The following is a 25,384-nucleotide window of genomic DNA, read 5'->3' on the forward strand; positions in this document are numbered from 1 at the left end:
CTCGTGACGGGGCCGGACAACGGCCTGCTGGATTTTCACAATCTACCTGCCGCCTTAAGCCTGATGTACATGTCGGCCAGCCGGGGCGGCAGCTCCAGCGGCTCTGCGTCCACCACCTCCACGCCGTGCTGGCGAAGCTCGGCCGTGACTGCTGCCCGCTGCAGGAGCGACCGTTCGGCGGCGGCCGCCCGAAAGACACCGGCGGCATTGTCACGCTCCTGCAGCATCAGGCCGAGCTGCGGGTCCCGCACCGCTGCCACCACCACAACATGCTGACGGGAGAGTTGCATCGCGGTGGGGATCAGGCCTTCTTCAGGTGCGCCGCCTTCCAGCGACGTCAGCAGCACCACCAGGGACCGGTGCGCTGACACGGCCCGGACCTGCGCCGGGATGGCCTGCCAGTCCAGCTCGATGAGCTCAGCCTCCAGCGGGGCCATGGCCTGGACCAGTTGGCCCAGGAGGTTCCCCTGCCCCGCTGATCCGGCCCGTGCCCGGGTCCGCCGGTCGAAGGCCAGGAAGTCCACGCGGTCTCCGCCCCGCTCGGCGAGGACACCCAGCAGGAGGGCTGCTTCCATGCCGGTGTCCAGCCGGGGCTCATCGCCGATCCGGGCCGCCGACGTCCGGGAGGTATCCAGCACCATCACCACGCGGCGGTCGCGTTCAGGCCGCCAAGTGCGCACCACCACGGCAGACCGGCGGGCTGTTGCACGCCAGTCGATGGACCGCACATCATCGCCGCGCACATAATCGCGGAGGGAATCGAACTCCGTGCCCGCGCCCCTGATCTGCACGGCAGCCTTGCCGTCCAGTTCGCGCAACTTCCGCAGCTTGGAGGGCAGGTGCCGCCGTGAATGGAAGGGCGGCAGGACCCGCAACAGACCCGGGCATTCGATGGTCCGCTGGCGGGCTGCGAGCAGCAGCGGCCCTAAGCTGCGGACGGTGACATGAGGGGCTTTGAGGTCTCCGCGACGGACCGGCCGCAGGCGTACCGTAACCTGTCGGCTCTCACCCGCCGGAACATCAAGACCCTGCAACGAATTTTGGGCCCCTGCCGATGGCTGCCAAGCATCCCGGAGGCTCCCGCGCAGCCGGCGCCCGCCGTCGTTCGAGACAGTAAGTACCGATTCCGCCGTCCCATGCAACGTCACATTGCCAGGGTCCCGGCGAACAATGCGGGTCCGGCGCGGCGAACCGGCCAGGACCAGGTCTACGGCGGCCAGGGCTAAAAGGCTGCCGGCCACTAGTAGAAACGTTCCCCAGCCGGGAAGCAGCAGGACCGGCACCAGTCCCACCAGCACCAGGAGGACAAAGCGTCCGGAGATGGCCATCAGCGGGGGACGGGAACGGAAGCCAGGATGCTGCCCAGCACGTCGTCCACGCGGACCCCGTCCATCTGCGCTTCCGGCTGCAGTGCCACCCGGTGGCGCAAGCAGGGCAAGGCCAGGGCCTTGACGTCATCCGGGGTGACGTAGCTCCGTCCGGAGAGCCAGGCCCAGGCGCGGGAGGTGTTCAGCAGCGCCGTGGCACCCCGGGGCGAAACGCCAAGCTGGAACGAGGGCGCGGAACGGGTGGCCCGGACCAGGTCCACGATATAGCCGATGATTTCGGGTTCCACTGCCACGGTGGCCACCGCCTGCCGGGCCCGCTCCAGATCCGCGGCGCCCGCCACGGCACGGACGCCGGCGGCCGCCAGGTCGCGGGGATCAAAGCCCGCCGCATGCCGCCGGATGACCTCCATCTCGTCGCGGCGCTCCGGAAGCGGCATGGTGAGCTTGAGCAGGAACCGGTCCAGTTGTGCCTCGGGGAGCGGATAGGTTCCCTCGTATTCCACCGGATTTTGGGTGGCTGCCACCAGGAACGGTGCGGGCAGCGGGCGGGCGGCACCGTCCACGGAGACCTGCCGCTCCTCCATGGCCTCGAGCAGTGACGCCTGCGTTTTAGGCGGCGTACGGTTGATTTCGTCGGCGAGCAGGAGGTTGGTGAACACGGGACCCTCGCGGAACGAGAACTCTGAGGTGTGCGAGTCGTAGACCAGGGACCCGGTGACGTCGCCGGGCATGAGATCGGGGGTGAACTGTACCCTCTTGGTGTCCAGGCTCAGGGCTGCGGACAATGCACGGACCAACAGGGTCTTGGCCACGCCGGGCACACCCTCCAGCAGCACGTGCCCCTGTGACAGCAGGGCGATCAGCAGGCCCGTCACGGTCGCGTCCTGCCCCACCACAGCCTTTGCCACCTCATGGCGTACGTCCAGGAGGGCCTGCCGCGCTGGATCCTGCCCAGCCGAGGCATGCCCGGCTGAAGCATGCCGGGCTGAATCGTTTCCAGCAGAATCCTGCCCGGTGGAATCAAGGACCCGGGGCCCGATGCCTTGTTCGCTCATCGGTCACTGACCTCTTTCTCTAGGGTGTTCAGTTCCTGCGCCCAGGCCACAAGCCGTGCCTCGGTGCGCGGACGTTCATTCAGGAGCTCCTTGATGCCGGGGGAGGGCCGGGACAGGAACCGGGCCACCGCCTCCGCGGCCTCATCAGCGGTGGCTTCCGGACCCAGGCGGAGCTTCCTGGCCAACCGCACCAGTGTGCCGGCACGGAGGTTATCCCTGGCCTGCTCGATGGCGCGTGCATCCTGGTAAAGCCGGGCCCTTCCTTCGGCTGTTTCCACTGCCTTGACCACCACGGGCAGCGGTTCGAATACCAGCGGTCCGTGCCGCCGGCCCCGCCACACGATGGCCGCCAGTGCCACCAGGGCAAGCCACAGCCCGATGAAGCGCGACCAGTCCGGAGCGAGTTCACTGAGTGTCTGCGGCGAACCCGTGGTGTCCAGATCCTCAAGGGACGGGAGATACCACACCAGGTCCGCGGAGCTGCCGAGCGTGCGGAGAGCCAGGGCGGCGTTGCCCAGTTCGTCGAGCTTCTCGTTGCTGAGGATAGCCGTACTGCCCAGGACGGTGACGCGGCCATCGCCGCTGACCGCCAGTAGCCCGGCGCTGGTGCCGGCGGGCCGGTAACAGGACGTCCCGCCGTCGTACACGAAGCCCGATGCTCCGGTGACCTGGCCGGCGGCCCCGGCATCAGGCAGGGAACAATCCGGCTCAAGTACCGGTGCCGATTCGGGCACAACACCGGCCTGCCTGATGCCGCTGTCCAGCGCTCCCAGCGTCTGGAGGCGGGGTGAAATCACTACCACCCGCCGGGCGGCGCCGGTCAGCTCAGAGAGCCGCTGGTCATCCAGGTACCCGTTCCTGTCGTAGAGCAGGAGGGTGGGGAAGTCGCTGTCCGCCAACGCCGCCATGGCCTCTTCGAAGCGGTCGACGTCGTTGACGTTCACGCCGTGCCGGCCGAGGATCTCGCTGACGGCACGCGCCCCCGACGGTCCCGGGTTATGGACGGAGAGGGAAACACCGTCCCCCTTTGGCGCAAGCTGCCCCCAGATCACCATGCCCAGTGCAGCAGCCACAACGGCTGCCAGGGCGGCCAGGCCGCGGTGCTGCCGGAGCCAGCGGAATGGGTTCCTGCGCACCGCGGACCGGGAATCCTGGCTGGTGCTTCGATCTACAGCGTGTTGTTGTCCGCCGACGTCCGGCAGCGCTTCTGTCATGGCAGCGCCGCCGTGTCCTGCGCTGCGTCGCGTGCAGGCCGGGCTGCCTGCAGATCTGTGTCCAGTCTTGTCATTGCCTCATAATCAGGACTGCCCGGTGTCCAGTTTCCGTAGCGGACTGCGTCGAAGATCCTGGCGGCCTGGTCCAGGCGCGCAGCCTCCGCCGGGAAGGGCCGGGACAGGGCGAAGGCGGCTTCATCCGCGGTCCGGCCCGGCTGGGGTTCCAGCAGCACGCGGTCTTCCGCTGAGCGGACCACTGCACGGAAGCGGTCGACGACGGCGTCCCCCCAGTTTCCTGCCGCGGCCGCGGCGTCAGCGCGCTGCCGGTAGTCCGCGGCAGTGAGTGCGCTGTCCGGCTCGAAAACTTCCTTGGCCTGCCGGGCCTTGGGGTTCAGGCGGGGCCGGGCGAGGATCACGGCGACGGCGATGACCGCGGCGATCACAATCCCAATAACGGGGCTGGGCACGGGTGCATCGGCACCCGCCGGTCCGTCCAGGGACTGCAACCAGTCCAGGAAGCTGCGCCACAGCGAGTCGAGCCAGCCGGGCTCGGCCTCCCGGTATTCGGATTTGGCCAGCTCCTCCGCGGCCCAGCGTCGGGCTTCCTCCGCCGAGGGCAGGACAGGAGGTTCAGCGGACATCCGGCCAAACCCCGGGCTGTCCGGTTCCGGGAACCGGTCCCGGCCTGATGGCCTGGATTCCGCGGCCCGGTATGCCGTCCGGATCTGCTCCGGTTTCCAACTGCCGGAGCAGCGCGATGTCCAGGCCGTCCTTGCGCATCCGCAGATCCATGTAGAGCAAGGCCATCACCGACGTCTGGAAGGCATACCCCACAGCCCCCACCAGGGCGCCCACGACGGCAGTGGCCACCCCTACGGCGACTGCAATAGTAATCTCCTGCTCGCTGCCGGCATGCGGGGACAGGAAACCGGAGAGCATCGAGGGCAGCAGGCCCACCGGGATCATGACCACCTGCCCGATGACGCCCACCATGATGCCCACCACCAGGGTGATACCCAGGATCCGCCACCAGTTGGCGCGGGTCAGCGACCACGAACGCCGCAGGGCGTCCAGCGCGCCCAGCTCTTCGATGACGACGGCGGCGGGCGCCACCATCAGCTTGATATAGATCCACAGAAGCAAGGCAAAAACAGCAGGAATCATAGGAATGAGGAGGAAAATCCCGGCCCGTTCCCCGCTGGCGATCACCGCCACCATAAGGGCTGCGGGCAGCAGCAGCGCCAGCATGCCGGCCAGCATCATCAGCGCCGCCAGGCGGATCAGGGCCCAGGCCCGCGAACGTGCCAGGACCCACATTTGCCGGAAACCCGTGGGGCGGTTAAGGATGGACCGTGCCACCGGCACCACCATGGCCCCCTGGAGGACAGCCGAGATAAACATGGTCAGGACAGACACCAGCAGGACGGCGGCCAGGAACCCCAGGCCCAACGAGGCGACGTCGGCGGGGCTGGCGCTCTCCGCCCATGCTTCGACGGACACCATGGACGTTGCGGTGACGGCAGTAATCACTGCGGCAAGGATCGCAGCGAACGACTGGGCAATGAGGGAAGCGCCGAGCATGGCCTTGGCGTTCCGTCTGATCGTCTGGAATGAGCCATCCAGGATCTCACCGAACATCAGGGGGCGGAGCGGGACGATCCCCGGTTTGGGCGGCGCCACGTAGCGGGGCTGGCCGTAGGGGTTGGCGGGAGGCTGGCCATAAGCAGGCTGGCCGTAGGCGGAGCCAGGGTATGGCGGCCGGGGCGAACCCCAGTGCTGCTGCCCCTGCGGCTGTCCCCAGGCCGGCGGCGCGCCCCAGCCCGGTTGCTGGCCCCACGGGGGCTGCTGACCCTGTTCGGGCGGCTGCCCCCATGCGGGCTGCTGCCCGCCGGAGCCCTGCGGCCGCTCCGCGCCCGGATCCTGTTCTGACACCCGTGTTCCTTCCCCCTGCAGCAGTGCCTGAAGCGCCAGGCCCGGTCCGCGATAGAACGGTGGGCACCGGGAACCTCCGGCAATGCTCCCAGCCTATAGTTCCGTGGGCACGGCTACCTAGCATTCCGCCATGCCGCAACGCCCTGAACAGGACAAAGCCTGTCTGATAAGGGAATATATAACTATGAAGGCACGCATTCTGGTGGTAGACGACGACGAAGCACTGGCCGAGATGATTGGAATTGTTCTTCGCAATGACGGCTTCGAACCAGTCTTCTGCGCTGACGGCGCCAAAGCACTCGACGTTTTCCGTTCATCCAGGCCTGACCTTGTCCTTCTGGACCTGATGCTTCCCGGCGTCGACGGTATCGAGGTCTGCCGGCAGATCCGCTCGGAGTCGGACGTGCCCATCGTGATGCTGACCGCCAAATCGGACACCTCCGACGTCGTCCGCGGGCTTGAATCAGGCGCCGACGACTACGTGCCCAAGCCCTTCAAACCGGCCGAGCTCGTGGCGCGCGTCCGCGCCCGGCTGCGTCCAGGCGACCAGAAGGCCCCGGAAACCCTCAAAATCGCCGACATCACCATCGACGTCGCAGGTCACACCGTCAGCCGGGGCAATGAGCGGATTTCCCTGACGCCTCTGGAGTTCGACCTCCTGGTGGCCCTCGCCCGCAAACCGTGGCAGGTGTTCACCCGCGAACTGCTGCTCGAGCAGGTCTGGGGCTACCGCCACGCCGCCGACACGCGGCTGGTCAATGTCCATGTCCAGCGCCTCCGGTCCAAAATCGAGCAGGATCCGGAAGCTCCGGAAGTTGTGTTAACGGTGCGTGGTGTCGGCTACAAAGCAGGGGCCTGACCCCGCAGTTCCCCCCGGGGGACCTGCACACGAACCCGCCACGGAAAGTTTTCCCGAACAGCCTGGCGGGAACCACCGCCCTGAGCACCACAACGCTCCGGAACACACCGATGCCCGCACCGCAGGCTTCCAGCGGCTGTCCTTCCTGGCCAGGATCTGGCAACGCCGTGCCCTGATTGTCAGCCTGCGCGTCGCCCGGCTGGTGCGGACCGGATTCCGGAAGTTCCTCCCGGCCCTGAGGTATATGGGGCGCGCGCTGCACCGGCGCTGGCGCCGGTCGCTGCAGTTCCGCACGGTCCTGACCACCCTGCTCCTGGCCATCACGTCCTTTGCCGTGGTGGGCGCTTATCTTTCGAACCAGATCGCCAACAACCTCTTCCAGGAGCGGCTGACCCAGGCGGAGTCCGAGACGCGCTACAACGTCAAGCAGGTGCAGGACACGTTCGACGGCGCCCAGGTCACCGACCAGTCCAGCGTGATCACCCTGGTGTACGACACACTGAACGCCGTGGAGGGCCGGGGCTCGGTGATCCAGCGGAGGTACGTGTTCGAGGCCATGCCCGAACAGACCAAGCCGCGGAACCGCTGGGTGGAATCACGGGCATCGGACCAGCTGACCGTCAGCGTCATCCCGCCGGAACTGCGCAAGGCCGTCCAGGAATCCGGGAAAGACCAGTACTGGGCCTCAACCGTTATCCCGGTAGGCACCGAGGACCGCCCCGGCATCGCCGTGGGAAACAAGGTGACCTTTAATGGCACCGTCTACGAGCTGTACCTGATCTACGACCTCAACACCGCCCAGCAGACCCTGAATGAAATCCAGAGCGTACTGTGGGCCGGCGGGGCGGTGCTGGTCCTGATGATCGGCGCCATCGCCTGGTATGTGACACGCAATGTGGTCAGCCCGGTCAGCCATGCCGCGATGGTCTCCGAAAAACTCGCCGCCGGCCAGCTGCAGGAACGGATGGTGGTCCGGGGCGAGGACGAGGTGGCACGCCTTGGTGCCTCCTTTAACCACATGGCTGCCAGCCTCCAGGAACAGATCACCCAGCTGGCTACCCTGTCCCAGATGCAGCAGCGCTTCGTCTCCGACGTTTCGCATGAACTGAGGACACCGTTGACCACTGTCCGGATGGCCGCGGAAGTGCTCTACGACGCACGGGACGATTTCGACCCCATCAACAAGCGCTCGGCGGAACTCCTGTACAACCAGGTGGAGCGGTTCCAGTCCCTCCTTTCGGACCTGCTGGAAATTTCCCGCTTCGACGCCGGCGTGGCCATGCTCGATGCCGAGCCGGAAGACATCCTGCAGGTGGTGGCCCACGTGATTGAAGGTGCAACCCCCGTCGCGGCCGAATATGGCTCCAAGATCATCCTCAGCGCCCCGGCAGGCGCGATCATCGTCGAAATGGACGCCCGCCGGATCGACCGCATCCTGCGAAACCTCATACTCAACGCCGTGGAACATGGAGAAGGGAAGCCGGTGACGGTCTCAGTGGGAGCCAGCCAGACCGCCGTCGGCATTGCCGTACGCGACCACGGGATCGGCATGGCGCCCGCGGAAGCCGCGCGCGTTTTTGACAGGTTCTGGCGCGCAGACCCTGCCCGTGCCCGCACCACCGGCGGCAGCGGCCTCGGGCTTTCCATCGCGATGGAGGACACCAAGCTCCATAACGGGTGGCTGCAGGCATGGGGCAAGAAGGGGAGCGGTGCGAACTTCAGGCTGACACTGCCGCTGCGCCAGGGGGAAGAAATCGACAAGTCGCCCGTGCAGCTGGAACCGGAGGACATCACCATCCCTGGCGAAACAGACAACAGGAACATGCTGGTCCTTGAGGCCGGCACTCCGCTTGCTCCGGCGGCCTCAAAGGACACTCCATGACGGGCCGTACCCCGCCCAGGGCCAGGCTGGCCGCTTCGCTGCTGGTGGTCCTGCTGGCACTGTTGGCCGGTTGCGCGCGGATTCCCACGTCCGGCCCGGTGGGCAAAAGCAGCGAGGGCAGCGCCGGGAACCTCAGCGCACCGGTGTTCCTGCCGGCAGCGCCGCAACCCGGCGCGTCACCGGAGACCATCATTGACTACTTTTACCGCGCCGGCAGCGGCTACGAGGACGACTACGCGGTCGCGCGCCAGTATCTGACCCAGGCTTCCTCCGTCTCGTGGAAGCCGGACCAGCGCGCCCTCGTTTACCGGGAAGCGAAGGTAGTGCCGGGCGAGGCGGAAAACGTCTACAACTACGAGCTGGATGTCGCTTACACCGTGGATTCCGATGGGATAGCAACGCAGTCACCGGAAGGAACCATCGAAAAAATCCCCGTCACCGTCACCCTGGTGGACGGGCAGTGGCGGATTTCGGCACTGCCGGACGGGACAGCCATCGCCGAAGAAACCTTTAAGGTGATCTACGGCGCGTATCCCATCTACTTCTATGACCCCACGTTCACGTATGCGGTACCGGACGTGCGCTGGTTTATCAAGAACAAGACCGTCAAAGCGATGACCAGTGCGCTGCTCGCGGGGCCGGCGCCGTACCTGCGGGGCGCCGTGGCCAGCGCCTTCCCCTCAGGGATCAAGCTGGCCCGGGAGTCAGTACCCGTTGTCTCCGGTGCAGCCCAGGTGGACCTGACGGCCAAGGAACTGACGGAAACCTCGCCCGAGGACCGGCTGCGGATGCAGATGCAGCTGACATTGACCTTCCGCAGCCAGCCGGACGTAGTCAACGTTGAGCTCCGCGCAAACCAGGACCTGGTCCGGGTGGAGGACAACGGCTCGGTCCTGCCGCCGGTAGTGGACAAGAGTGTGCCGTCACGACAGATTGCGGTCAGCGGTAACGAGCTGGTCCGCTACGAAAACAACAGAATATCGCCGCTGCCGGATATCCAGCCGGTGTCCTCCCTTACTCCGCGGTTCCCCGCCGAGTCGCCCGCATCGCAGATGGCGGCCTTCCTCAACGAGAGCCGCACCACCCTGTACAGCATCAGTCCCGGCCAGCCTGCAAGGGCGCTGACCACGCGAAGCACACTGACCCGGCCGTCCTTCGGGCTGAACGACTGGCTGTGGTCGGCAGGACCGGGCGCCTCGGGGGAAACGGAAATTGTGGCGTTCCGGCCTACAGGAGTGGCTGAGGGCGCCAGCGTGCCTTCAGTCACGCTGACGCCGGCCTGGCTGGCAGGGCGGACGGTCAAGGACGTCCGGATTTCGCGCGAGGGGGTCCGGGCGCTGGTGATTTCCGAACAGAACGGCAAGACCCGGGTGCAGGTTGCCGGCATCATCCGGGGCGGTGACGGGGCGCCCCGGGAGCTGACGCCACCTGTTACTTTGGCCACCGAAAGCGGGCCGGACCAGGGCGTCTGGGTCACCGATACCACCGTTGCCGTGATGAAGGGGGCTGCCGGCTCGAACGTTACGCCGGAACTGCTCTCGCTGACGTCGGGGCAGCCGCAGCAGCTGGCACCATGGCCGGGGCTGGTTGCCCTCAGTGCCGGAAACGGCCCGGAGGAAATCTACGCACAGTCCGGAGAGGGCGTGTTCCAGCGGCTGGGCAACGGCTGGTCGCCGCAGATCAAGGGCCCGGTGGATCCAGCGTTCCCCGGCTGATCCCCGCCTTCCTTCCGGCCCTGTCCACATAGCCTGTTAACCGTGTGGTGGTGCAGGGGCCTGGCGTCAGAAGCTTGGCGGGTGAGTCGCAACGTCACGGGCCCAGCCTGCCCACCATGGAACGTCCGCACCGATCCGGACCTCATGCCGTCCGCCGAGCGGCCCGCCAGGCACCGGTCGGACCACCGGAGCGCGTTGCTGCGCCTGGTGGACCAGGCTGAAAGCGCTTTTGGCGATCTCCTGGCGCTGTTGGTTCCAGTGGACTGCGTGTGCTGCGGAGCCGAAGACCGGGCGCTGTGTGTTTCGTGCGACCGCAACATCCGCCGACTGACACACCAGCCCTTCCGGGCTGAACAAGGAGCTCCCGCCCTGATGGACGTCGGCGGGACGGTGCTGCTGCCGGTGGTGGCTGCCGGCGTGTACAGGGAGGAGCTGGCGCAGGCCCTCCTGTCTTTCAAACGGCACGGCCAGCATGGGCTCGGGAACAGCCTGGGCCGGGCGCTCGGTGGGGCTGTCCGGACAGCTGCGGCTGGTATGCAGGAGACCTGCCTGGTGCCAGTGCCCACCAGCAACGCTGCCTTCATGAAGCGCGGCTTCAGCCCGGTCCACCTGCTCCTGCGGAGGGTGCCACGGCAGCTCCCGGAGCTTCCCGTGCTGAACGTGCTGGAAAAAAGCGGTGCCGGAATTTTTCAGCTGCCCGGAGGCCAAAAAGGCCTGGACCGCGGCGGCCGTGCCAGGCGGGTGCGGGGGTCCATGCGTGTCCGCCGGCGCGCCCTGGCGCAGCTGGCCGGACGCCGCTGCATTATTGTCGACGACGTCCTGACCACAGGTGCAACCCTTTCGGAAGCTGCGCGGGCGCTGCACTCTGCAGGCGCCGTAGTGGCAGGCGCGGTGGTCCTCGCCGCGACACGCCCGCCGGACTCCGCAGCACCTGGCGCCGCATCCGCTGAACCCCGCAGGGAGGGGCATGACTTAGAAAAAAATAAACCACGAAAGGATGAATAACCGATGGCTATGAACTAACGTCGGTGGTGGGTACCAAGAACAGAATGTACCTGTCGATGGCGGCTCGGAAAGGGGCTCGACTGTCAATCAGATCGGCCCAGCGAAGTGCTGCCGTCGTGTCACCGAAGTCATTTGGAGGGCACCATGGAGTTTATGATCAGCGGACGAAATCTGACAGTCTCAGACCGGTTCCGCGAATATGCCGGAGAGAAGATCTCAAAGATCGAGTCGCTGGGTGACAAGGTCCAGCGGGTTGATGCCAAAGTTTCAAAGGAGACCAGCTCACGGCAGACCGGCGACCAGCTGACTGTTGAAGTGACAGTATTGGGCAGGGGGCCGGTGATCCGTGCCGAAGCAAGTGCCGCTGATAAATTCGCTGCATTCGACCTCGCATACAACAAGCTGCTCGAGCGGCTCCGCCGCGCCAAGGACCGCAAGAAGGTCCACCACGGACGCCACACCCCCAAAGCGGTCCGTGAAGCCACCGCCACGCTGGAACCCGCCAGCGCCCACGAACCGATTTATGTCGAGGCGAGCCACCGGACCGAAACCGCGCCGGCCCCCGCAGAGAAATCTCCCTACGATGTCGATAATGACATTCCGGCCGGCGATTCGCCGGTCCTGATCAGGCGCAAGGTTTTCCCTGCCGCGTCGCTTTCGCTCGATGATGCCGTGGACAACATGGAACTTGTGGGCCACGATTTCTACCTTTTCGTGGATAAGGCCACGAATACACCCTCTGTTGTGTACCGGCGCCGCGGCTGGACTTACGGGGTTATCACCCTGGACCACGAATGCGAACCGGGCGACACTGTGGTTGAAGAAAAAATCCTCGCGTACCGTTCTGACGACGCTGCAGCCAACGCCTAGGGTGGTAATCACCATCCACAGAGAGGACTGATGTGCCGACGCTGAGCCTGGACCAGGCCCGGCGGATCGCATTGGCAGCACAGGGACTCGACAAAGGACGGCCCGCCGGCCCCGTGACATCACGGACGGTGGGCCGGACTTTTGCCCGGCTCCAGCTGGTCCAGATCGATTCCGTCAATGTCCTTGCCCGGAGCCACTTCCTTCCTTTCTTCTCCCGGCTGGGGAATTACGACCGCACCATCCTCCAGCGGATGTCAGCCACACATCCGCGGCGCATGGTGGAGTACTGGGCACACGAAGCCAGCTACATCCGGCCGGAGCGCTTCGCCGACCTGCGACTGTGGCAGAAACGTTCCTGGGTGGGGGCCCACAGCATGGATCCGGCCCTGCTCGCCACTATCTCCGGCAGGATCCTGGCAACGCTCGCAACGGCGAGGCCGCTGACTGCCGCCCAGATCGCCGACCGCATCGGCCACGTGGAGGAAAAACAGAACGCCAACTGGGGCTGGAACTGGAGCGCGGTCAAGAGGGTACTGGAGCACCTGTTTGAGGAGGGCGTTGTTTCAGCCGCCTCCAGGACGGAGCAATTCGAGCGGAGGTACACGCTCACTGCGAAGGTGCTGCCCAATCTTCCTGGCAGGGAACCGGGGGAACGCGACCTCGAACCGGCCCTGCACCGGCTGATCGATGCCGCCGCGCAAGCCCACGGCATCGGCACCGTGCGGTGTTTCGCTGATTATTTCCGCACGCCGGTCAAGGCCGCAGCGGCAGCAGTAAACCATCTCGTGGACTCGGGCAGGCTGGTGCCTGTGACGGTGGCCGGCTGGAACCGTGAAGTGTTCCTTCACACCGAGGCCAGGCTGCCGCGGCGTGCGACAGGCCGGGCACTGTTGAGCCCGTTCGATTCCCTGGTCTTTGAACGGCGCCGGCTTGAGGAGCTGTTCGGCTTCCACTACCGCATAGAGATCTACACTCCCGAACCCAAAAGGCGGTATGGATACTACGTCCTGCCCTTCCTCCTGCGCGACAGGATCGTGGCACGGGTGGACCTCAAGGCTGACCGCGCAGGCGGCAAACTGCTGGTTCGATCCGCTTATGCCGAGCCTGGTGCCCCGCCGGATACCGTCGTCGAACTCGCTGCAGAGCTTCGCTTGATGGCGGACTGGCTGGGACTGCCGGGCATGGAGATCTGCCCGCGGGGCGACCTTGCCGGCGAACTCGCCGACTCCGTGGCCGGCGGATTGGTTGCTCCGCTCTGAGGGAAAACACCCAGCGGCCCGGTGTCTCTCCCGTAGACTAAAAACGCCAGAATTCGGCGGCAACGACTGGGAGCATCTTCACGTGGCATCACTTATCGAAAAACTTCTCCGCACGGGTGACAAAAAAACCCTGCGGCAACTGCGGAACTATGCCGACTCCATCAATGCCCTGGAAGACTCATTCAAGACGTTCACGGATGCCGAACTCCGCGAGGAAACGGACCGCCTGCGCGAACGCCACCAGGACGGCGAGAAGCTTGACGACCTGCTTCCGGAGGCCTTCGCCGCGGTCCGGGAAGCGTCCTCACGAACCTTGGGCATGCGCCACTTCGATGTCCAGCTGATGGGCGGCGCCGCGCTGCACCTGGGCAACATCGCGGAAATGAAAACCGGTGAAGGCAAGACCCTGGTGGCAACTGCTCCCGCCTACCTCAATGCCCTCACCGGCAAGGGTGTCCACGTGGTCACTGTGAACGACTACCTGGCCGAATACCAGTCCGACCTTATGGGCCGCGTGTACCGTTTCCTTGGCCTCACCAGCGGCTGCATCCTGTCGAACCAGGATCCCTCGGTCCGGCGCCAGCAGTACGCCGCCGACATCACGTACGGCACCAACAACGAATTCGGCTTCGACTACCTCCGCGACAACATGGCGTGGGACAAAGCCGAACTGGTCCAGCGCGGGCACCATTTCGCCATCGTTGACGAAGTGGACTCCATCCTCATTGACGAGGCCAGGACACCGCTGATCATCTCCGGTCCGGCGCAGGGCGACACCAACCGCTGGTACAGCGAATTCGCCAAGGTGGTCCTGCGGCTGCAGCCGGAGAAGGACTACGAGGTCGACGAAAAGAAGCGCACGGTCGGCGTCCTGGAAAGCGGCATCGAGAAAGTCGAGGACTACCTCGGGGTCGAGAACCTCTACGAGTCCGCCAACACGCCCCTGATCGGGTTCCTCAACAACGCCATCAAGGCCAAGGAACTGTTCAAGCGGGACAAGGATTACGTCATCCTCGACGGCGAGGTCCTGATCGTGGACGAGCACACCGGCCGTATCCTTGCAGGCCGCCGCTACAACGAGGGCATGCACCAGGCCATCGAGGCCAAAGAAGGTGTCGAGATCAAGGCCGAAAACCAGACCCTGGCGACGGTGACGCTGCAGAACTACTTCCGTATGTACCACAAGCTCTCGGGCATGACCGGTACTGCCGAGACCGAGGCCGCGGAATTCATGGGCACCTACAAGCTTGGCGTGGTGCCCATCCCCACCAACCGGGACATGCAGCGGATCGACCAGCCGGACCTGGTATTCAAGAACGAGACCGTCAAGTTCGACGCCGTCGTTAAGGACATCGCGGAGCGGCACGAAAAGGGCCAGCCTGTGCTCGTGGGAACCACCAGCGTCGAGAAGAGCGAATATCTGTCCCGGCTCCTCGGCAAGGAAGGCATCCGCCACGAGGTCCTGAACGCGAAGAACCACGCACGCGAAGCTGCCATCGTGGCCCAGGCCGGACGCAAAGGCGCCGTCACCGTGGCAACGAACATGGCCGGCCGCGGTACCGACATCATGCTCGGCGGCAACGCCGAATTCACTGCAGTGGCCGAGTTGGCGAAGCGCGGGCTTGATCCGGAAGAGAACTCTGAGGACTACGAGTCCGCCTGGCCAGAGGCACTGGAAGCTGCAAAGCAGTCCGTCAAGGACGAACACGAGGAAGTGCTGAACCTCGGCGGCCTGTACGTTCTGGGTACCGAGCGGCACGAATCACGCCGCATCGACAACCAGCTCCGCGGCCGTTCCGGCCGCCAGGGTGACCCCGGCGAGTCCAGGTTCTACCTCTCGCTGACGGACGACCTGATGCGCCTCTTCAACTCCGGTGCTGCGGAACGGCTGATGAACAGCTCGGTGCCGGACGACGTCGCCCTGGAATCCAAGCTTGTCTCGCGGGCCATCGCCTCCGCGCAGGGCCAGGTGGAGGGCCGCAATGCTGAGCAGCGCAAAAACGTCCTGAAGTACGACGACGTCCTCAACCGCCAGCGCGAAGCCATCTACGGCGACCGCCGCCGCATCCTTGAAGGCGATGATCTGCACGAAAAGGTGCAGTACTTCGTGGAGGACACCATCACGGCGCTCATTGACGCTGCGACTGCCGAAGGCAACGGCGACGACTGGGATTTCCACCAGCTCTGGACCAACCTCAAGACGCTCTACCCGGTCAGTGTCACCCCGGAGGAGATCATCGAGGAAGCCGGCGGAAAGTCCAGGCTCACTGTTGAGATGCTGAAGGAAGAGCTGCTGTCCGACGCTCGCCTGGTCTACCAGGCCCGGGAAGAGGCGCTTGGCTCCGAAAGCATGCGCGAGCTGGAGCGCCGGGTGGTGCTGTCAGTTATCGGCCGTAAGTGGCAGGAACACCTTTATGAGATGGACTACCTCAAGGAGGGAATCGGACTGCGGGCCATGGCCCAGCGCGATCCGCTCGTTGAGTACCAGCGTGAGGGCTTCGCCATGTTCCAGAGCATGATGGAGGCCATCCGCGAGGAAAGCGTGGGTTTCCTGTTCAACCTGGAAGTGGAAGTCACCCCCGCCCAGGATGTGGTGGTTGCCGACGCCGAGGGCGGGCACACCGAGCACGTCGAGCCGCAGGTGCGCGCCGCCGGCCTGGAAGCGCCGGCGCAGCCGGCCCAGCTGCAGTACACCGCACCGAGCGAAAGCGGCGGAACGCAGACCCGCGTGGAGACGCGGCAGTCCGGCCGTTCTGGAAACCCGGCCAAGGCAGCTGCGCAGGATGCAGCCAAGCGTCCCGCAAAGAAGAAGAAGCGTTAGCCGCGGGCTGTGTGAGCCGGCGGGCAATGAGAAATAGGGAGCAGGGCCGGGAATGCGATTCCCGGCCCTGCTCCAGTTCCAGCCCAGTTCGGTTTCGCTCAGAGGCATGATGCCCTCAGCCAATGACAAGCTCAGTGACCCGCCATACCTGCTTGCTCCGTTCCAGGCGGACAGCGACAGCCCGGGCACGGACGTCGTCCACCACCACGGCGCTCGCTTCATAAATCCCCTCAGCCACTTCGCAAACGCGTACCGAACGGACCACGGAATTTCTGTGCAGCCGCGCCAACGCAGGATTGTTCGTCCGGGCGACTTCGCGTCTTATCAGGCAGGCACGGTGTTGCAGCGCTGACAGGCACCGCGGATCGAGGCGACGGGCCAGCTGGTGTATGGGGCGGATTCCCGCCAGCACTTCCATGGCTGCCTGCACCGTCCCGCGGGTGACTGCGCGGACCTCGGACAGGTCATCAACGGCCCGCAATCCGGAAGGAGCTCCGGCTTGGTTTGGCGTTAAGTCCCGAGTGCGGCCCGGGATATTCTCAGCCCTTCCAGATTGCTGGCCGGCTCTGATCGGAGTCACTGCAGTCATTGCTTTCCCCTTAATTGGCGGCCGGGATCCTTCAGAGCCCAGCCCGTAGTTATGCCGCGGTTGGCGGCTGAAGGATTTGTCCCGGAAGCAGCACATCCGGATTCAGGCCGATAACTGAACGGTTGGCCTCGTACCATCGGGGCCATGCCATGGCGATCTCCACGTCGGTTGCCTCCGGCCCCATCGCCAATGCGGCGATGTCCCACAGGGTGTCGCCGGCCAGCACTGCAACGGTCTCCGTACCGGCATCACTGGAGTTGCGCGCAGCCGGCGCCGCCAGCAGCCCTGGGCTGACCACAGGGGCTGCAGGCTGCCAGCCCGGCTCGAAATCGGACGGAGGTAATGCCTTGTCCCTCACAGCTTCTTCAAGCGGCGCAAGCTCCAGAGCCCCGTCGGCTCCGCTTCCGGCAAAGGTTGACGGGTCGGTGACGTTTCCGGAACCCGCCGGAGCGGACGAAACGAGGTCCTGCGTGGGAGCCCATTCCGGTCCCGGAACCGTCGCAGCCGCGTTCGCCGATGGGCCGGCCATCAGCTGGACCGACAGCGCAGCAAGTACAAGCCGTTGCATAAACGCAGGCGACAGCCGGCGCGTGACCGCAGCAGCGCGGATTTTTCCGCCCCGGTCAAGGACCGCAGTGGCTCCGGCCAGGAGCAGGGACAGAATCCACCAACCCACAAGAATGGCTCCGCCGGCAGCTGCCGCCGCGCCCAGCAGGTCCTCCGCGTGGAGTTCCTGGCGCTGTGCCGAGGAATCCTGCCAGTGCTCCAGCAGGCCGGCCCCCACCAAGCACAGCAGGCCACCCAGCAGGAGTATTGCTGCCGCGCAAAGGGTATCCGTCCAACTAGTAGCTTCTGCTTGCTTTGGCATGTCTGTCCTTGTTTGATGCAGTTTGGTGTTGTTTGATGCAACAAGCCTTAGTTTGCCCCGGCTATTCTTCCTTTGTCCAGACGTTGGAGAGAAAAAAAGTTCCTGCGTTGACCGGGCGGTGGAGCGGCCCTACGCTTGCCGAATGCGCTGGGATGCACTCTTCAATGACCTGGAAAGCCAATTCACCGAGGCGGACAGGCTGGCGCTCGACGCGGAAATTAATGAGCGGGCCAGGGCAGAGATGGTCAGCCTGGAACTCGCGGACCGTCTGCGCGGGGTGTTGGGTTGCCGGCTTACGGTTTACCTGGCGTCAGGGGAGTCGTTTTCAGGCATGCTCGTGCACGCTGGCGGCGATGCCCTGGTTCTTAATGAAGGACAGCACCAAACTCTTATTCCGTACGCAGCGGCTGCACGGTACATGGGGCTGGGCAGGTTCTCGACCACGGAAACGTCATCGGTCCGGCGAAAATTGGGGCTTTCCCATGCCCTGCGCAGCATGGCCAGGGACCGTGCGGTACTCTCGGTCCTCGTCGGGAGTACTTCCGGGTCTGCGCGGCTGGCTGGGGTTATCGACCGTGTCGGCAAGGACTATCTCGACCTTGCCGTTGTTAACCCCGGTGAGGTGCGGCGCAGCCATCAGGTCAGCCACGTTGCCACCATTCCCTTTGCTGCCCTGGCAGCCATTACGTCGCCCCGTACAGCCGACTGAGTGCCAGATGTCCCGGACGGCAACGGCCGCCGGCCACGTCAAACCGACTTGGACTTGGACTCCTGGATCATGCGGCTCGCCTCGGCATAGCGTTCCTCGATGTACTGCTCAAGCATTTTTTCCTCGACGCGCCACTGGCCGCGGCCGCCCACCTGGATGGCTTTGAGCTCGCCGCTGCGCACCAGGGCGTACGCAGCCGGGGAATTGATCTGGAGCTGTTCCGCGACATCTGCGAGCGTAAGAAACCTGGGCATGGACCTATTTTGCCACCGCAAGGTGCATTTTGCTGGCGTTATCCACAATTTGATCTTGTTTGAATTTATGACTTTCGTTCCCGGGCCCCTGCGGTAACAATGGGGAGTCCGGGCACACCGCGCAGTCCCGGTGCACATTGGGGGGAGAAAAGGTAATGGTTCCTGAGTCATCTGCTGCGGCTGCCAGGCTGAAACGACCTTCCTGGAAGGACCCCCGCCTGCTGGCAGGTGTCCTCCTGGTGCTGGCGTCCGTGGCAGGCGTCGTTTTTCTCGTGGACAGCGCGGACCGGACCACGGAGGTCTACGCTGCCAGGGACGGCATTGCCGTGGGTGAAAAGCTGACGTCGGAGAATGTCGTCCGGGCCAAGGTGAGGCTGGGTGAGACTGAATCCCAGTACATCACCGCCGAGTCGGGGTTGCCGGAAGGCGTTGTTGCCGTCCAACGGATCGGCAAGGACCAACTTGTGCCCAGGGCAAGCCTGGGCGCAGTGGATGAGCTTGACCGCAAGCCGGTTGCCCTCACCATTGAAGAAACGTTGCCCGCCCAGGCGGTCCCGGGCGCCAGGGTGGATGTCTGGGTGGCCCAGCCTGATGCGCGGAATGGGTTCAGTGAGCCGAAGCTTTTGTTGCCCGGCGCTGAGATTGCTGAGGTCACGGAGGGCACTACAACCCTGGGATCCTCCCGGACCACGGTGTTGATGGTTCTCGTCGAAGACACCCAGATGCCCGCCCTGCTCGGTGCGCAGGCCAACGAAGCGAAAATTTCCGTTGTCTGGAATCCAGGGGGCGGCACTCGATGAGCATTCCCGTCGTCACTGTTGGCCAGAGCCGCGAGGACCTGGTCGGCGGGCTGGAACGCCTGCATGGACCCGTGACGGTAGTGCGCAGGTGTACTGAACTCACCGAACTGCTGGCAGCGTGCCAGAGCGGACTGGCGCGCGCTGCGGTAGTAGCGGACGGCTCGGAGGATCTCACCGCCTCTCTCGTGGACCGGCTGGGCGCTGTGGGCGTAGCCGTCATTGCCCTGACCGACTCGGCCGAGGAAGCCGCCAGGCTGCGGGGGATAGGAGTGGCCTCAGCCCTGACCGGGGTGGAATCGGCGGTGCTGTCGGAACGGATCGCCGAGGCGGTGGCGCTGCTGACCGGTGGCGGGCGCGTTGGAGCCTACCGCAGCGCCGCTGCCGATCCTGGTGCTGCCCTCGCCCCCGTTGAGCTGGACACAGAAAGGAGTCCCGACGAGCCGGGGCCGGGAGAGATCATCGCGGTCTGGGGCCCGGCAGGATCGCCCGGCCGGACAACCCTTGCCGCAAACATTGCCGGTGAACTGGCCGCTGAGGGAAAATCGGTTCTCCTCGTGGACGCTGACAGTTATGGGGCGAGCGTTGCTGCGGTGCTGGGCCTGATGGACGAATCGGCCGGCCTGGCCCAGGCCTGCCGGCTGGCCGACCAAGGCTTGCTGGACAGCCAGGCCTTGAAGAAGGTGGCCACTCCCGTTGCCACGAAACTGGGCTCTTTTCGCGTACTGACCGGCATTACCCGCGCGGACCGATGGACGGAGCTGCGGGCACCGGCCCTTGCCTTGGTGCTGGAGCGTGCCAGGCAGATCGCAGAGGTTGTTGTGGTGGACACTGGCTTCTGCTTGGAAGCCGATGAGGAATTGAGTTTTGACACCATGGCTCCCCGGCGGAACGCAGCCACCCTGCGTTCGCTTGAGCTCGCGGACACCGTCTATGCGGTCGGTGCAGCGGATCCTGTGGGTGTGCCACGGCTTGTGCGCGGCCTTGCCGAGCTTGAGGAGGCGGTGCCGCAGTCCGCGCCCATCGTCGTGATGAATAAAGTCCGACCCTCCTCGGTGGGCCGGGGCCCTGAGCGCCAACTGCGGGACGCCTGGGCACGCTACGGCCCGGCGTCGGAACTCAAGGCCTTCCTGCCACACGACGCCGCGGCGGCCGATTCCGCGCTGCTTGGTGGTTCGCTGTTGCTGGAGGTGGCGCCGGATTCTCCGCTTCGTCGCGCCATCGCCGAACTCGTTTGTGCACCTGTCCAGCAAACAACGAAAACCTCTGTATTTTCTTCCACAGCACGGCGGAAACTAAAGGACTAGGCTCGCCGTAAGAGCTGCGACGATGCAGCGAAGACTTGTGATGGAGGCGTTTGTCGATGTCGTCTGGATCCAGCGTGGAGGATCAGCCCCTTTCCATTGAAGGCCATGAAGGCTTTCTCGGGGACTACTATGAGCACCTGGCTGACGAGGACGCCCGGAGCTACACCGGGGATCTGCTGACCGCCAGGGCGGAGGGGCACCGCAACGTCGCTTCCATCAGGAAGCCGGGCCAGGCGAACATCGCCATCCATGATGAGGAAGACAGCAGCGTGGTCTTCGTAGTCACCGATGACATGCCGTTCCTCGTCGATTCCGTCAACGCGGAACTCGTCCGCCAGCACGCGGCCATCAGGCTGGTGGTACACCCGCTGTTCGTTGCGGCCCGCAACAGGGAAACCGGCGCGCTGGTGAAGGTCAACAAAGTCCCCTCCCATATCGGCATTTCCAGCGGTGACACCGCCGCCATGCCCAGCCTGTCCCGCCTCATTGCACAGGGTGAGAGCGCCTCTTATATGGAGTCGTGGATCGCCGTCGAGATCAACCGTGTCTCCGATGAAGTCAAAGCCTCACTCCTGGAAGGCTTGCAGCGTGTACTGAACGACGTCCGGGCCGCGGTTGAAGACTGGCCCAAGATGCGCCAGAAGGCGCTGGAGATCGCAGAGAACCTGGACAAGGTGGCCAACCCGGCCCAGATCGCCGAGCTGCGCCAGGCCCAGGACCTCCTGCACTGGCTCGATGACGGCAACTTTACTTTCCTCGGCTACCGGGAATACGACCTCGTCAACGTGGACGGGGAAGATGTGCTGGAACTGCGCGAAGACAGCGGCCTGGGGCTGTTGCGCGCATCCGCCGACTCACCGCACATCCAGCACCTGACCGACACCGGCAGGAAAAAGGCACGTGAAAAGCGTGCCCTTGTCATCACAAAGGCCAATTCGCGTTCCACCGTCCACCGTTCGGCATACCTTGACTACATCGGGATTAAGAGTTTTGATGCCGCAGGCAATGTTAATGGCGAGCAGCGCTTCATCGGCCTCTTCGCTACCAGTGCCTACACGGGGTCCGTCCGCAACATTCCCATCGTCCGGGAAAAGGTCGACGACGTCCTAAGCAGTGCCGGCTTCCCGCCGGACTCGCACTCCGGCAAAGACCTCCTGGGCATCCTGGAAACATACCCGAGGGACGAACTCTTCCAGATCGAAGTTCCGGACCTCGCTTCCACGGCCCTGGGCATCCAGAAACTGCAGGAACGCCGGCGCACCCGGCTCTTCCTGCGTCCCGACATCTATGGCCGCTTCATGTCCGCGGTCGTCTACCTTCCCCGGGACAGGTACACCACCAACGTCCGGCTCCGGATCGAGCAGGAACTGCGCGAAACCTTCCAGGCCGTCTCCATCGACTACGAAGCGCGCATGACGGAGTCCGCCCTCGCCCGGCTCTTCTTCCGCATCCGCCTGCCCAAGGGTGCAGACGTCAGCCATGTCAACACGGAGGAACTGGAAAAGCGGCTCGTGCTGGCCGCCCGCTCCTGGAGCGAAGGCATCGCTGAAGTCCTGCGCGAAGGCCGGGACGTCGGTGAGGCCAAGGAGCTGGCGGCCATCTGGTCGGAAGCCTTTCCTGCGAGCTACCGGGTGGACTATGAAGTTGAGGACGCCCTCGAGGACATCGCCCGTTTCGAAAAATACGGTGCGGCCGCGGAACGTACGGCAGGCGCCAAGCAGGAACGCCCCGGCGTCCATGTCTACCTTCCCGAAGGGGCAGGGGCAACGCTTGAGGAGGACGCCCGGGTCAAGCTCTACATGCTGGAGCCAAAGAGTTTGAGCCAGATCCTGCCCTTCTTCCACAACCTTGGCCTGGAGGTGCTCGACGAGCGCCCGTTCGAGATCGAAACCGCGGACCGGCGGGACTTCTTCCTGTACGACCTCGGCCTGAAATACCCGGCGGGTGTGGATCCGGTGGCCACCAATGAGCTTCTTGCCGATTCCTTCGGTGCCGCGGTGACCGGCGCTGCCGAGTCTGACGCGTTTGACAGGCTGGTCCTCCGGGAGGGACTGCAGTGGCGCCAGATCACTGTGCTGCGCGCTTACGCCCGGTACATGCGCCAGATGGGCAACAGCAATTCCTTCGGATTCATGGCTGACACGCTGCTCGCCAACCCGGACGTCACCAGGGGCCTCAGCGCGCTCTTCGCCGCCCGCTTCGATCCATCGCTAAGCGAAGAGCAGCGGGTTGAGGCCCAGGCATCCGTGCGTGCAGAACTGGCGGAGGCCATCGAAAAGGTGGCCACGCTGGATGCGGACCGCGTCCTGCGGACCTTCCTCAACCTGATCGAATCGACGCTCCGGACCAACTTCTACCAGTACAAGCCGCACCTGAGCTTCAAGCTTGATCCCTCACAGATCAAGGGGCTGCCCTTCCCGCGCCCCATGTTCGAAATCTGGGTCTACGCCCCCCGCGTCGAGGGCGTCCACCTTCGATTCGGCAAGGTGGCCCGCGGCGGCCTGCGCTGGTCCGACCGGCGCGAGGACTTCCGCACCGAAGTCCTTGGCCTGGTGAAAGCGCAGACGGTCAAGAACGCCGTCATCGTGCCTACCGGGGCCAAGGGCGGCTTCTTCGCCAAACAGCTCCCGGATCCCACGGTGGACCGCTCCGCGTGGATGGCCGAAGGCATCGAAAGCTACAAGACGTTCATCCGCGGCCTGCTCGACCTCACTGACAACCTCCTGACGGAGGGCGGCGACGAGCGGCTCGTGCCGCCGTCGGACCTTGTACGGCACGACGGCGACGATTCCTACCTCGTGGTGGCGGCGGACAAGGGAACCGCGACCTTCTCGGACATCGCGAACGGGCTGGCCGCCGAATACGGCTTCTGGCTCGGAGACGCTTTTGCCTCCGGCGGCTCGGTGGGCTACGACCACAAGGCTATGGGCATTACTGCCCGCGGCGCCTGGGAATCAGTGAAGCGCCACTTCAGCGAGCTGGACCTGGACACGCAGACCCAGCCCTTCAGCGTGGTGGGTGTAGGAGATATGTCCGGTGACGTGTTCGGTAACGGCATGCTCCTCTCAAGGCACATCAGGCTCATCGCGGCATTTGACCACCGCCACGTCTTCCTCGACCCCAATCCGGATGAGGAGACCTCGTTCGTGGAGCGGCAGCGGTTGTTCGAGCTGCCCAGGTCTTCGTGGGATGACTACAACAAGTCCCTCATCAGCGAAGGCGGCGGGGTGTTCCCGCGCCAGGCGAAGTCGATTCCGGTGTCAGCGCAGGTGCGGGCTGCCCTGGGACTTCCCGCGGACACCACTGAACTCAGCCCGCCCGAACTCCTCCGCGCCATCCTGCTGGCACCTGCCGACCTGCTGTACAACGGCGGAATCGGAACCTACGTCAAGGCGAGCACCGAATCCAACGCCGCGGTGGGGGACAAAGCCAACGACGCCATCCGCGTGGACGGCAAGGACCTGCGCGTCAAGGTGGTGGGCGAAGGCGGAAACCTCGGCATGACGCAGCGCGGCCGAATTGAGGCCGCACTGCAGGGAGTTATCCTCAACACCGATGCCATCGACAACTCCGCCGGCGTTGACTGCTCGGACCACGAGGTCAACATCAAGATCTTCGTGGACCGCATGGTCGCTGCAGGGAAGCTGTCCGCCGAAGAGCGCGCCGGTTTCCTTGCATCGATGACCGATGAGGTGGGCCGCCTCGTCCTTGAGGACAACATCGACCAGAACATCCTGCTGCTGAACGACCGTACCCGGGTGGCCGAGTGGAGCCCGAGCTACGAGCGCCTGATGGACTGGCTGGAGAAGAAGGCCGACCTGAACCGGGAGCTGGAGGCACTGCCCACCACGGCGGAGCTGCACGAACGGCTGCAGCAGGGCCAGGGCCTGACCTCTCCGGAACTGTCGGTGCTGGCCGCGTACGCCAAAATCGAGCTGGCCTCAGCGCTGCGGGACAGCGACCTGGCCGACGACCCGTGGTTCCGGAAGACGCTGCGGGCCTACTTCCCGGAGCAGCTGCGGGACCGCTTCGATGCGGAGCTGGATACCCATCCGCTGCGCCGCGAGATCATCGCCACGATAGTGGCCAACGACATGATCAACCTTGGCGGCATCACGTTCGCGTTCCGGACCATGGAAGAAACATCGGCCTCTGAAGTTGCGGTAGCCAAGGCCTTCGTCGCCCTGCGTGAGGTCTACGAACTCGATGCGATGGTGGAGGAGTTGAACAGCCTGCCGGCGTCGTTCCCCACCGAGCACTGGAGCGCAGTCCACCTGGACATCCGGCGGCTGCTGGACCGGGCAGTGCGGTGGTTGCTGGGACAGGGCAGCGTGGCCAGGCCTATCGCCGACGTTGTGGAGGAATTCAAGCCCCTTGTCGACCCGATGCGGGCCCGCCTGCTGGATTACCTGCGCGGGGACGACCGGAACAGGGTGGCCGGCTGGCTTTCCACGGCCCGCGAGTGGGAGCTTCCCGAGGGGCTGGCACTGCGCTGGGCGGAGCTGTTCGAGAGCTTTGTGCTGCTGGACATCGCGAAGATCGCGAGGGTTCGCAGGAATCCTGTGGAGGAGATCGCGGCGGTCTACTACACCGTTTTCAACCGGTTCCACGCTGACTCGCTCCTGGAGCGGATCAGCAGCCTGCCGCGGCAGGACCGGTGGCAGGCGCTGGCCAGGGCTGCCTTGCGCGATGATTTGTATTCCACAGTCTCGGACATTACGACGGCGGTGCTGGACGCCACCGCTGCGGCCGATTCACCGGAGGCGCGGCTCAAGGACTGGGAGGCGCAGAACGCCGAGCAGTTGGGCCGCGCGAAGAGCATGTTCGATGAGGTCAATGCCCTCGAGGCCGACGATATGGCCTCACTGTCGGTAGCATTGAGGCTCTTGAGGTCAATCGTCCGACGCTAGCCGGTGCTGC

Annotated in this window: 19 protein-coding genes; 11 read left to right on the plus strand and 8 right to left on the minus strand. The window is 65.0% G+C overall.

Annotated features, from left to right (window positions below; genetic code table 11):
* Positions 1 to 35 precede the first annotated feature (35 nt).
* Genes FNL14_RS06220 through FNL14_RS06240 form a run of 5 tightly spaced genes read right to left on the minus strand, consistent with a single transcriptional unit; the run spans position 36 to position 5,529 of the window.
* Positions 36 to 1,328, minus strand: a complete 1,293-nt coding sequence (locus tag FNL14_RS06220) for a DUF58 domain-containing protein (RefSeq protein WP_142058552.1) — start codon at positions 1,326 to 1,328, stop codon at positions 36 to 38.
* Positions 1,328 to 2,383, minus strand: coding sequence for a MoxR family ATPase (locus tag FNL14_RS06225; protein ID WP_142058554.1), 1,056 nt, complete (start codon positions 2,381 to 2,383; stop codon positions 1,328 to 1,330). Before FNL14_RS06225 ends, FNL14_RS06220 begins: the two co-directional genes overlap by 1 nt.
* On the minus strand, positions 2,380 to 3,597 hold the full coding sequence (locus FNL14_RS06230) for a DUF4350 domain-containing protein (RefSeq protein ID WP_255470722.1): 1,218 nt from the start codon (positions 3,595 to 3,597) through the stop codon (positions 2,380 to 2,382). The genes FNL14_RS06225 and FNL14_RS06230 overlap by 4 nt, the downstream gene beginning before the upstream one ends.
* Positions 3,594 to 4,238, minus strand: coding sequence for a DUF4129 domain-containing protein (locus tag FNL14_RS06235; RefSeq protein ID WP_142058556.1), 645 nt, complete (start codon positions 4,236 to 4,238; stop codon positions 3,594 to 3,596). The genes FNL14_RS06230 and FNL14_RS06235 overlap by 4 nt, the downstream gene beginning before the upstream one ends.
* Positions 4,228 to 5,529, minus strand: a complete 1,302-nt coding sequence (locus FNL14_RS06240; RefSeq protein WP_255470723.1) for a hypothetical protein — start codon at positions 5,527 to 5,529, stop codon at positions 4,228 to 4,230. The genes FNL14_RS06235 and FNL14_RS06240 overlap by 11 nt, the downstream gene beginning before the upstream one ends.
* Before the next feature lie 184 nt (positions 5,530 to 5,713).
* On the opposite strand from FNL14_RS06240, the gene mtrA reads away from it, so the two are divergent.
* The 7 genes from mtrA (at position 5,714) to secA (ending at position 15,940) form a co-directional block, all read left to right on the plus strand.
* Complete coding sequence (gene mtrA / locus FNL14_RS06245) at positions 5,714 to 6,388, plus strand: MtrAB system response regulator MtrA (RefSeq protein ID WP_091415523.1); 675 nt, start codon at positions 5,714 to 5,716, stop codon at positions 6,386 to 6,388.
* Positions 6,389 to 6,632: 244 nt separating this feature from the next.
* The gene (gene mtrB / locus FNL14_RS06250) at positions 6,633 to 8,270 is read left to right on the plus strand and encodes an MtrAB system histidine kinase MtrB (protein ID WP_370455805.1); all 1,638 of its coding nucleotides are present in this window, start codon (positions 6,633 to 6,635) and stop codon (positions 8,268 to 8,270) included.
* Positions 8,267 to 9,985, plus strand: a complete 1,719-nt coding sequence (locus tag FNL14_RS06255; protein WP_142058558.1) for an LpqB family beta-propeller domain-containing protein — start codon at positions 8,267 to 8,269, stop codon at positions 9,983 to 9,985. The genes mtrB and FNL14_RS06255 overlap by 4 nt, the downstream gene beginning before the upstream one ends.
* An 81-nt stretch (positions 9,986 to 10,066) precedes the next feature.
* Positions 10,067 to 10,990 (plus strand): ComF family protein, encoded by a 924-nt coding sequence (locus tag FNL14_RS06260; protein WP_370455802.1) that lies wholly within the window; start codon positions 10,067 to 10,069, stop codon positions 10,988 to 10,990.
* A 144-nt stretch (positions 10,991 to 11,134) separates the two neighbouring features.
* A complete protein-coding gene (gene hpf / locus FNL14_RS06265) occupies positions 11,135 to 11,860 on the plus strand; it encodes a ribosome hibernation-promoting factor, HPF/YfiA family (RefSeq protein ID WP_091415531.1) in 726 nt (241 codons plus the stop codon).
* Positions 11,861 to 11,892: 32 nt separating this feature from the next.
* Positions 11,893 to 13,119, plus strand: coding sequence for a winged helix-turn-helix domain-containing protein (locus FNL14_RS06270; RefSeq protein ID WP_142058560.1), 1,227 nt, complete (start codon positions 11,893 to 11,895; stop codon positions 13,117 to 13,119).
* An 82-nt stretch (positions 13,120 to 13,201) separates the two neighbouring features.
* Positions 13,202 to 15,940 carry a preprotein translocase subunit SecA gene (gene secA, locus FNL14_RS06275; RefSeq protein ID WP_142058562.1) on the plus strand — a complete coding sequence of 913 codons (2,739 nt, stop codon included), beginning with the start codon at positions 13,202 to 13,204 and terminating at the stop codon, positions 15,938 to 15,940.
* A 115-nt stretch (positions 15,941 to 16,055) separates the two neighbouring features.
* Here the strand turns inward: secA and FNL14_RS06280 are convergent, their stop codons facing one another.
* Both FNL14_RS06280 and FNL14_RS06285 read right to left on the minus strand, forming a co-directional pair.
* Positions 16,056 to 16,421, minus strand: coding sequence for an Rv3235 family protein (locus tag FNL14_RS06280; protein ID WP_220126153.1), 366 nt, complete (start codon positions 16,419 to 16,421; stop codon positions 16,056 to 16,058).
* 157 nt (positions 16,422 to 16,578) lie between these two features.
* On the minus strand, positions 16,579 to 17,397 hold the full coding sequence (locus FNL14_RS06285) for a LysM peptidoglycan-binding domain-containing protein (RefSeq protein ID WP_142058564.1): 819 nt from the start codon (positions 17,395 to 17,397) through the stop codon (positions 16,579 to 16,581).
* A gap of 142 nt (positions 17,398 to 17,539) precedes the next feature.
* On the opposite strand from FNL14_RS06285, the gene FNL14_RS06290 reads away from it, so the two are divergent.
* A complete protein-coding gene (locus FNL14_RS06290) occupies positions 17,540 to 18,106 on the plus strand; it encodes a hypothetical protein (protein ID WP_142058566.1) in 567 nt (188 codons plus the stop codon).
* A gap of 38 nt (positions 18,107 to 18,144) precedes the next feature.
* Here the strand turns inward: FNL14_RS06290 and FNL14_RS06295 are convergent, their stop codons facing one another.
* Entirely contained in the window at positions 18,145 to 18,360 is a 216-nt protein-coding gene (locus FNL14_RS06295) for a helix-turn-helix domain-containing protein (protein WP_045729765.1), read from the minus strand.
* A 155-nt stretch (positions 18,361 to 18,515) separates the two neighbouring features.
* On the opposite strand from FNL14_RS06295, the gene FNL14_RS06300 reads away from it, so the two are divergent.
* Genes FNL14_RS06300 through FNL14_RS06310 form a run of 3 tightly spaced genes read left to right on the plus strand, consistent with a single transcriptional unit; the run spans position 18,516 to position 25,374 of the window.
* Positions 18,516 to 19,160 carry a hypothetical protein gene (locus FNL14_RS06300; protein WP_091415548.1) on the plus strand — a complete coding sequence of 215 codons (645 nt, stop codon included), beginning with the start codon at positions 18,516 to 18,518 and terminating at the stop codon, positions 19,158 to 19,160.
* A complete protein-coding gene (locus FNL14_RS06305) occupies positions 19,157 to 20,464 on the plus strand; it encodes a P-loop NTPase (RefSeq protein WP_142058568.1) in 1,308 nt (435 codons plus the stop codon). Before FNL14_RS06300 ends, FNL14_RS06305 begins: the two co-directional genes overlap by 4 nt.
* Before the next feature lie 56 nt (positions 20,465 to 20,520).
* Entirely contained in the window at positions 20,521 to 25,374 is a 4,854-nt protein-coding gene (locus FNL14_RS06310; RefSeq protein WP_142058570.1) for an NAD-glutamate dehydrogenase, read from the plus strand.
* Positions 25,375 to 25,384 lie beyond the last annotated feature (10 nt).

This window comes from Pseudarthrobacter sp. B4EP4b (assembly GCF_006680095.1).
In the GTDB taxonomy this organism is placed as follows: domain Bacteria; phylum Actinomycetota; class Actinomycetes; order Actinomycetales; family Micrococcaceae; genus Arthrobacter.

Bases quoted from the DNA above. Each gene is read 5' to 3' on its own strand.
- FNL14_RS06220 (WP_142058552.1), bottom strand. From the start codon at position 1,328: ATGGCCATCTCCGGACGCTTTGTCCTCCTGGTGCTGGTGGGACTGGTG.
- FNL14_RS06225 (WP_142058554.1), bottom strand. From the start codon at position 2,383: ATGAGCGAACAAGGCATCGGGCCCCGGGTCCTTGATTCCACCGGGCAG.
- FNL14_RS06230 (WP_255470722.1), bottom strand. From the start codon at position 3,597: ATGACAGAAGCGCTGCCGGACGTCGGCGGACAACAACACGCTGTAGAT.
- FNL14_RS06235 (WP_142058556.1), bottom strand. From the start codon at position 4,238: ATGTCCGCTGAACCTCCTGTCCTGCCCTCGGCGGAGGAAGCCCGACGC.
- mtrA (WP_091415523.1), top strand. From the start codon at position 5,714: ATGAAGGCACGCATTCTGGTGGTAGACGACGACGAAGCACTGGCCGAG.
- mtrB (WP_370455805.1), top strand. From the start codon at position 6,633: ATGGGGCGCGCGCTGCACCGGCGCTGGCGCCGGTCGCTGCAGTTCCGC.
- FNL14_RS06255 (WP_142058558.1), top strand. From the start codon at position 8,267: ATGACGGGCCGTACCCCGCCCAGGGCCAGGCTGGCCGCTTCGCTGCTG.
- hpf (WP_091415531.1), top strand. From the start codon at position 11,135: ATGGAGTTTATGATCAGCGGACGAAATCTGACAGTCTCAGACCGGTTC.
- FNL14_RS06285 (WP_142058564.1), bottom strand. From the start codon at position 17,397: ATGCCAAAGCAAGCAGAAGCTACTAGTTGGACGGATACCCTTTGCGCG.
- FNL14_RS06290 (WP_142058566.1), top strand. From the start codon at position 17,540: ATGCGCTGGGATGCACTCTTCAATGACCTGGAAAGCCAATTCACCGAG.
- FNL14_RS06295 (WP_045729765.1), bottom strand. From the start codon at position 18,360: ATGCCCAGGTTTCTTACGCTCGCAGATGTCGCGGAACAGCTCCAGATC.
- FNL14_RS06300 (WP_091415548.1), top strand. From the start codon at position 18,516: ATGGTTCCTGAGTCATCTGCTGCGGCTGCCAGGCTGAAACGACCTTCC.
- FNL14_RS06305 (WP_142058568.1), top strand. From the start codon at position 19,157: ATGAGCATTCCCGTCGTCACTGTTGGCCAGAGCCGCGAGGACCTGGTC.
- FNL14_RS06310 (WP_142058570.1), top strand. From the start codon at position 20,521: ATGTCGTCTGGATCCAGCGTGGAGGATCAGCCCCTTTCCATTGAAGGC.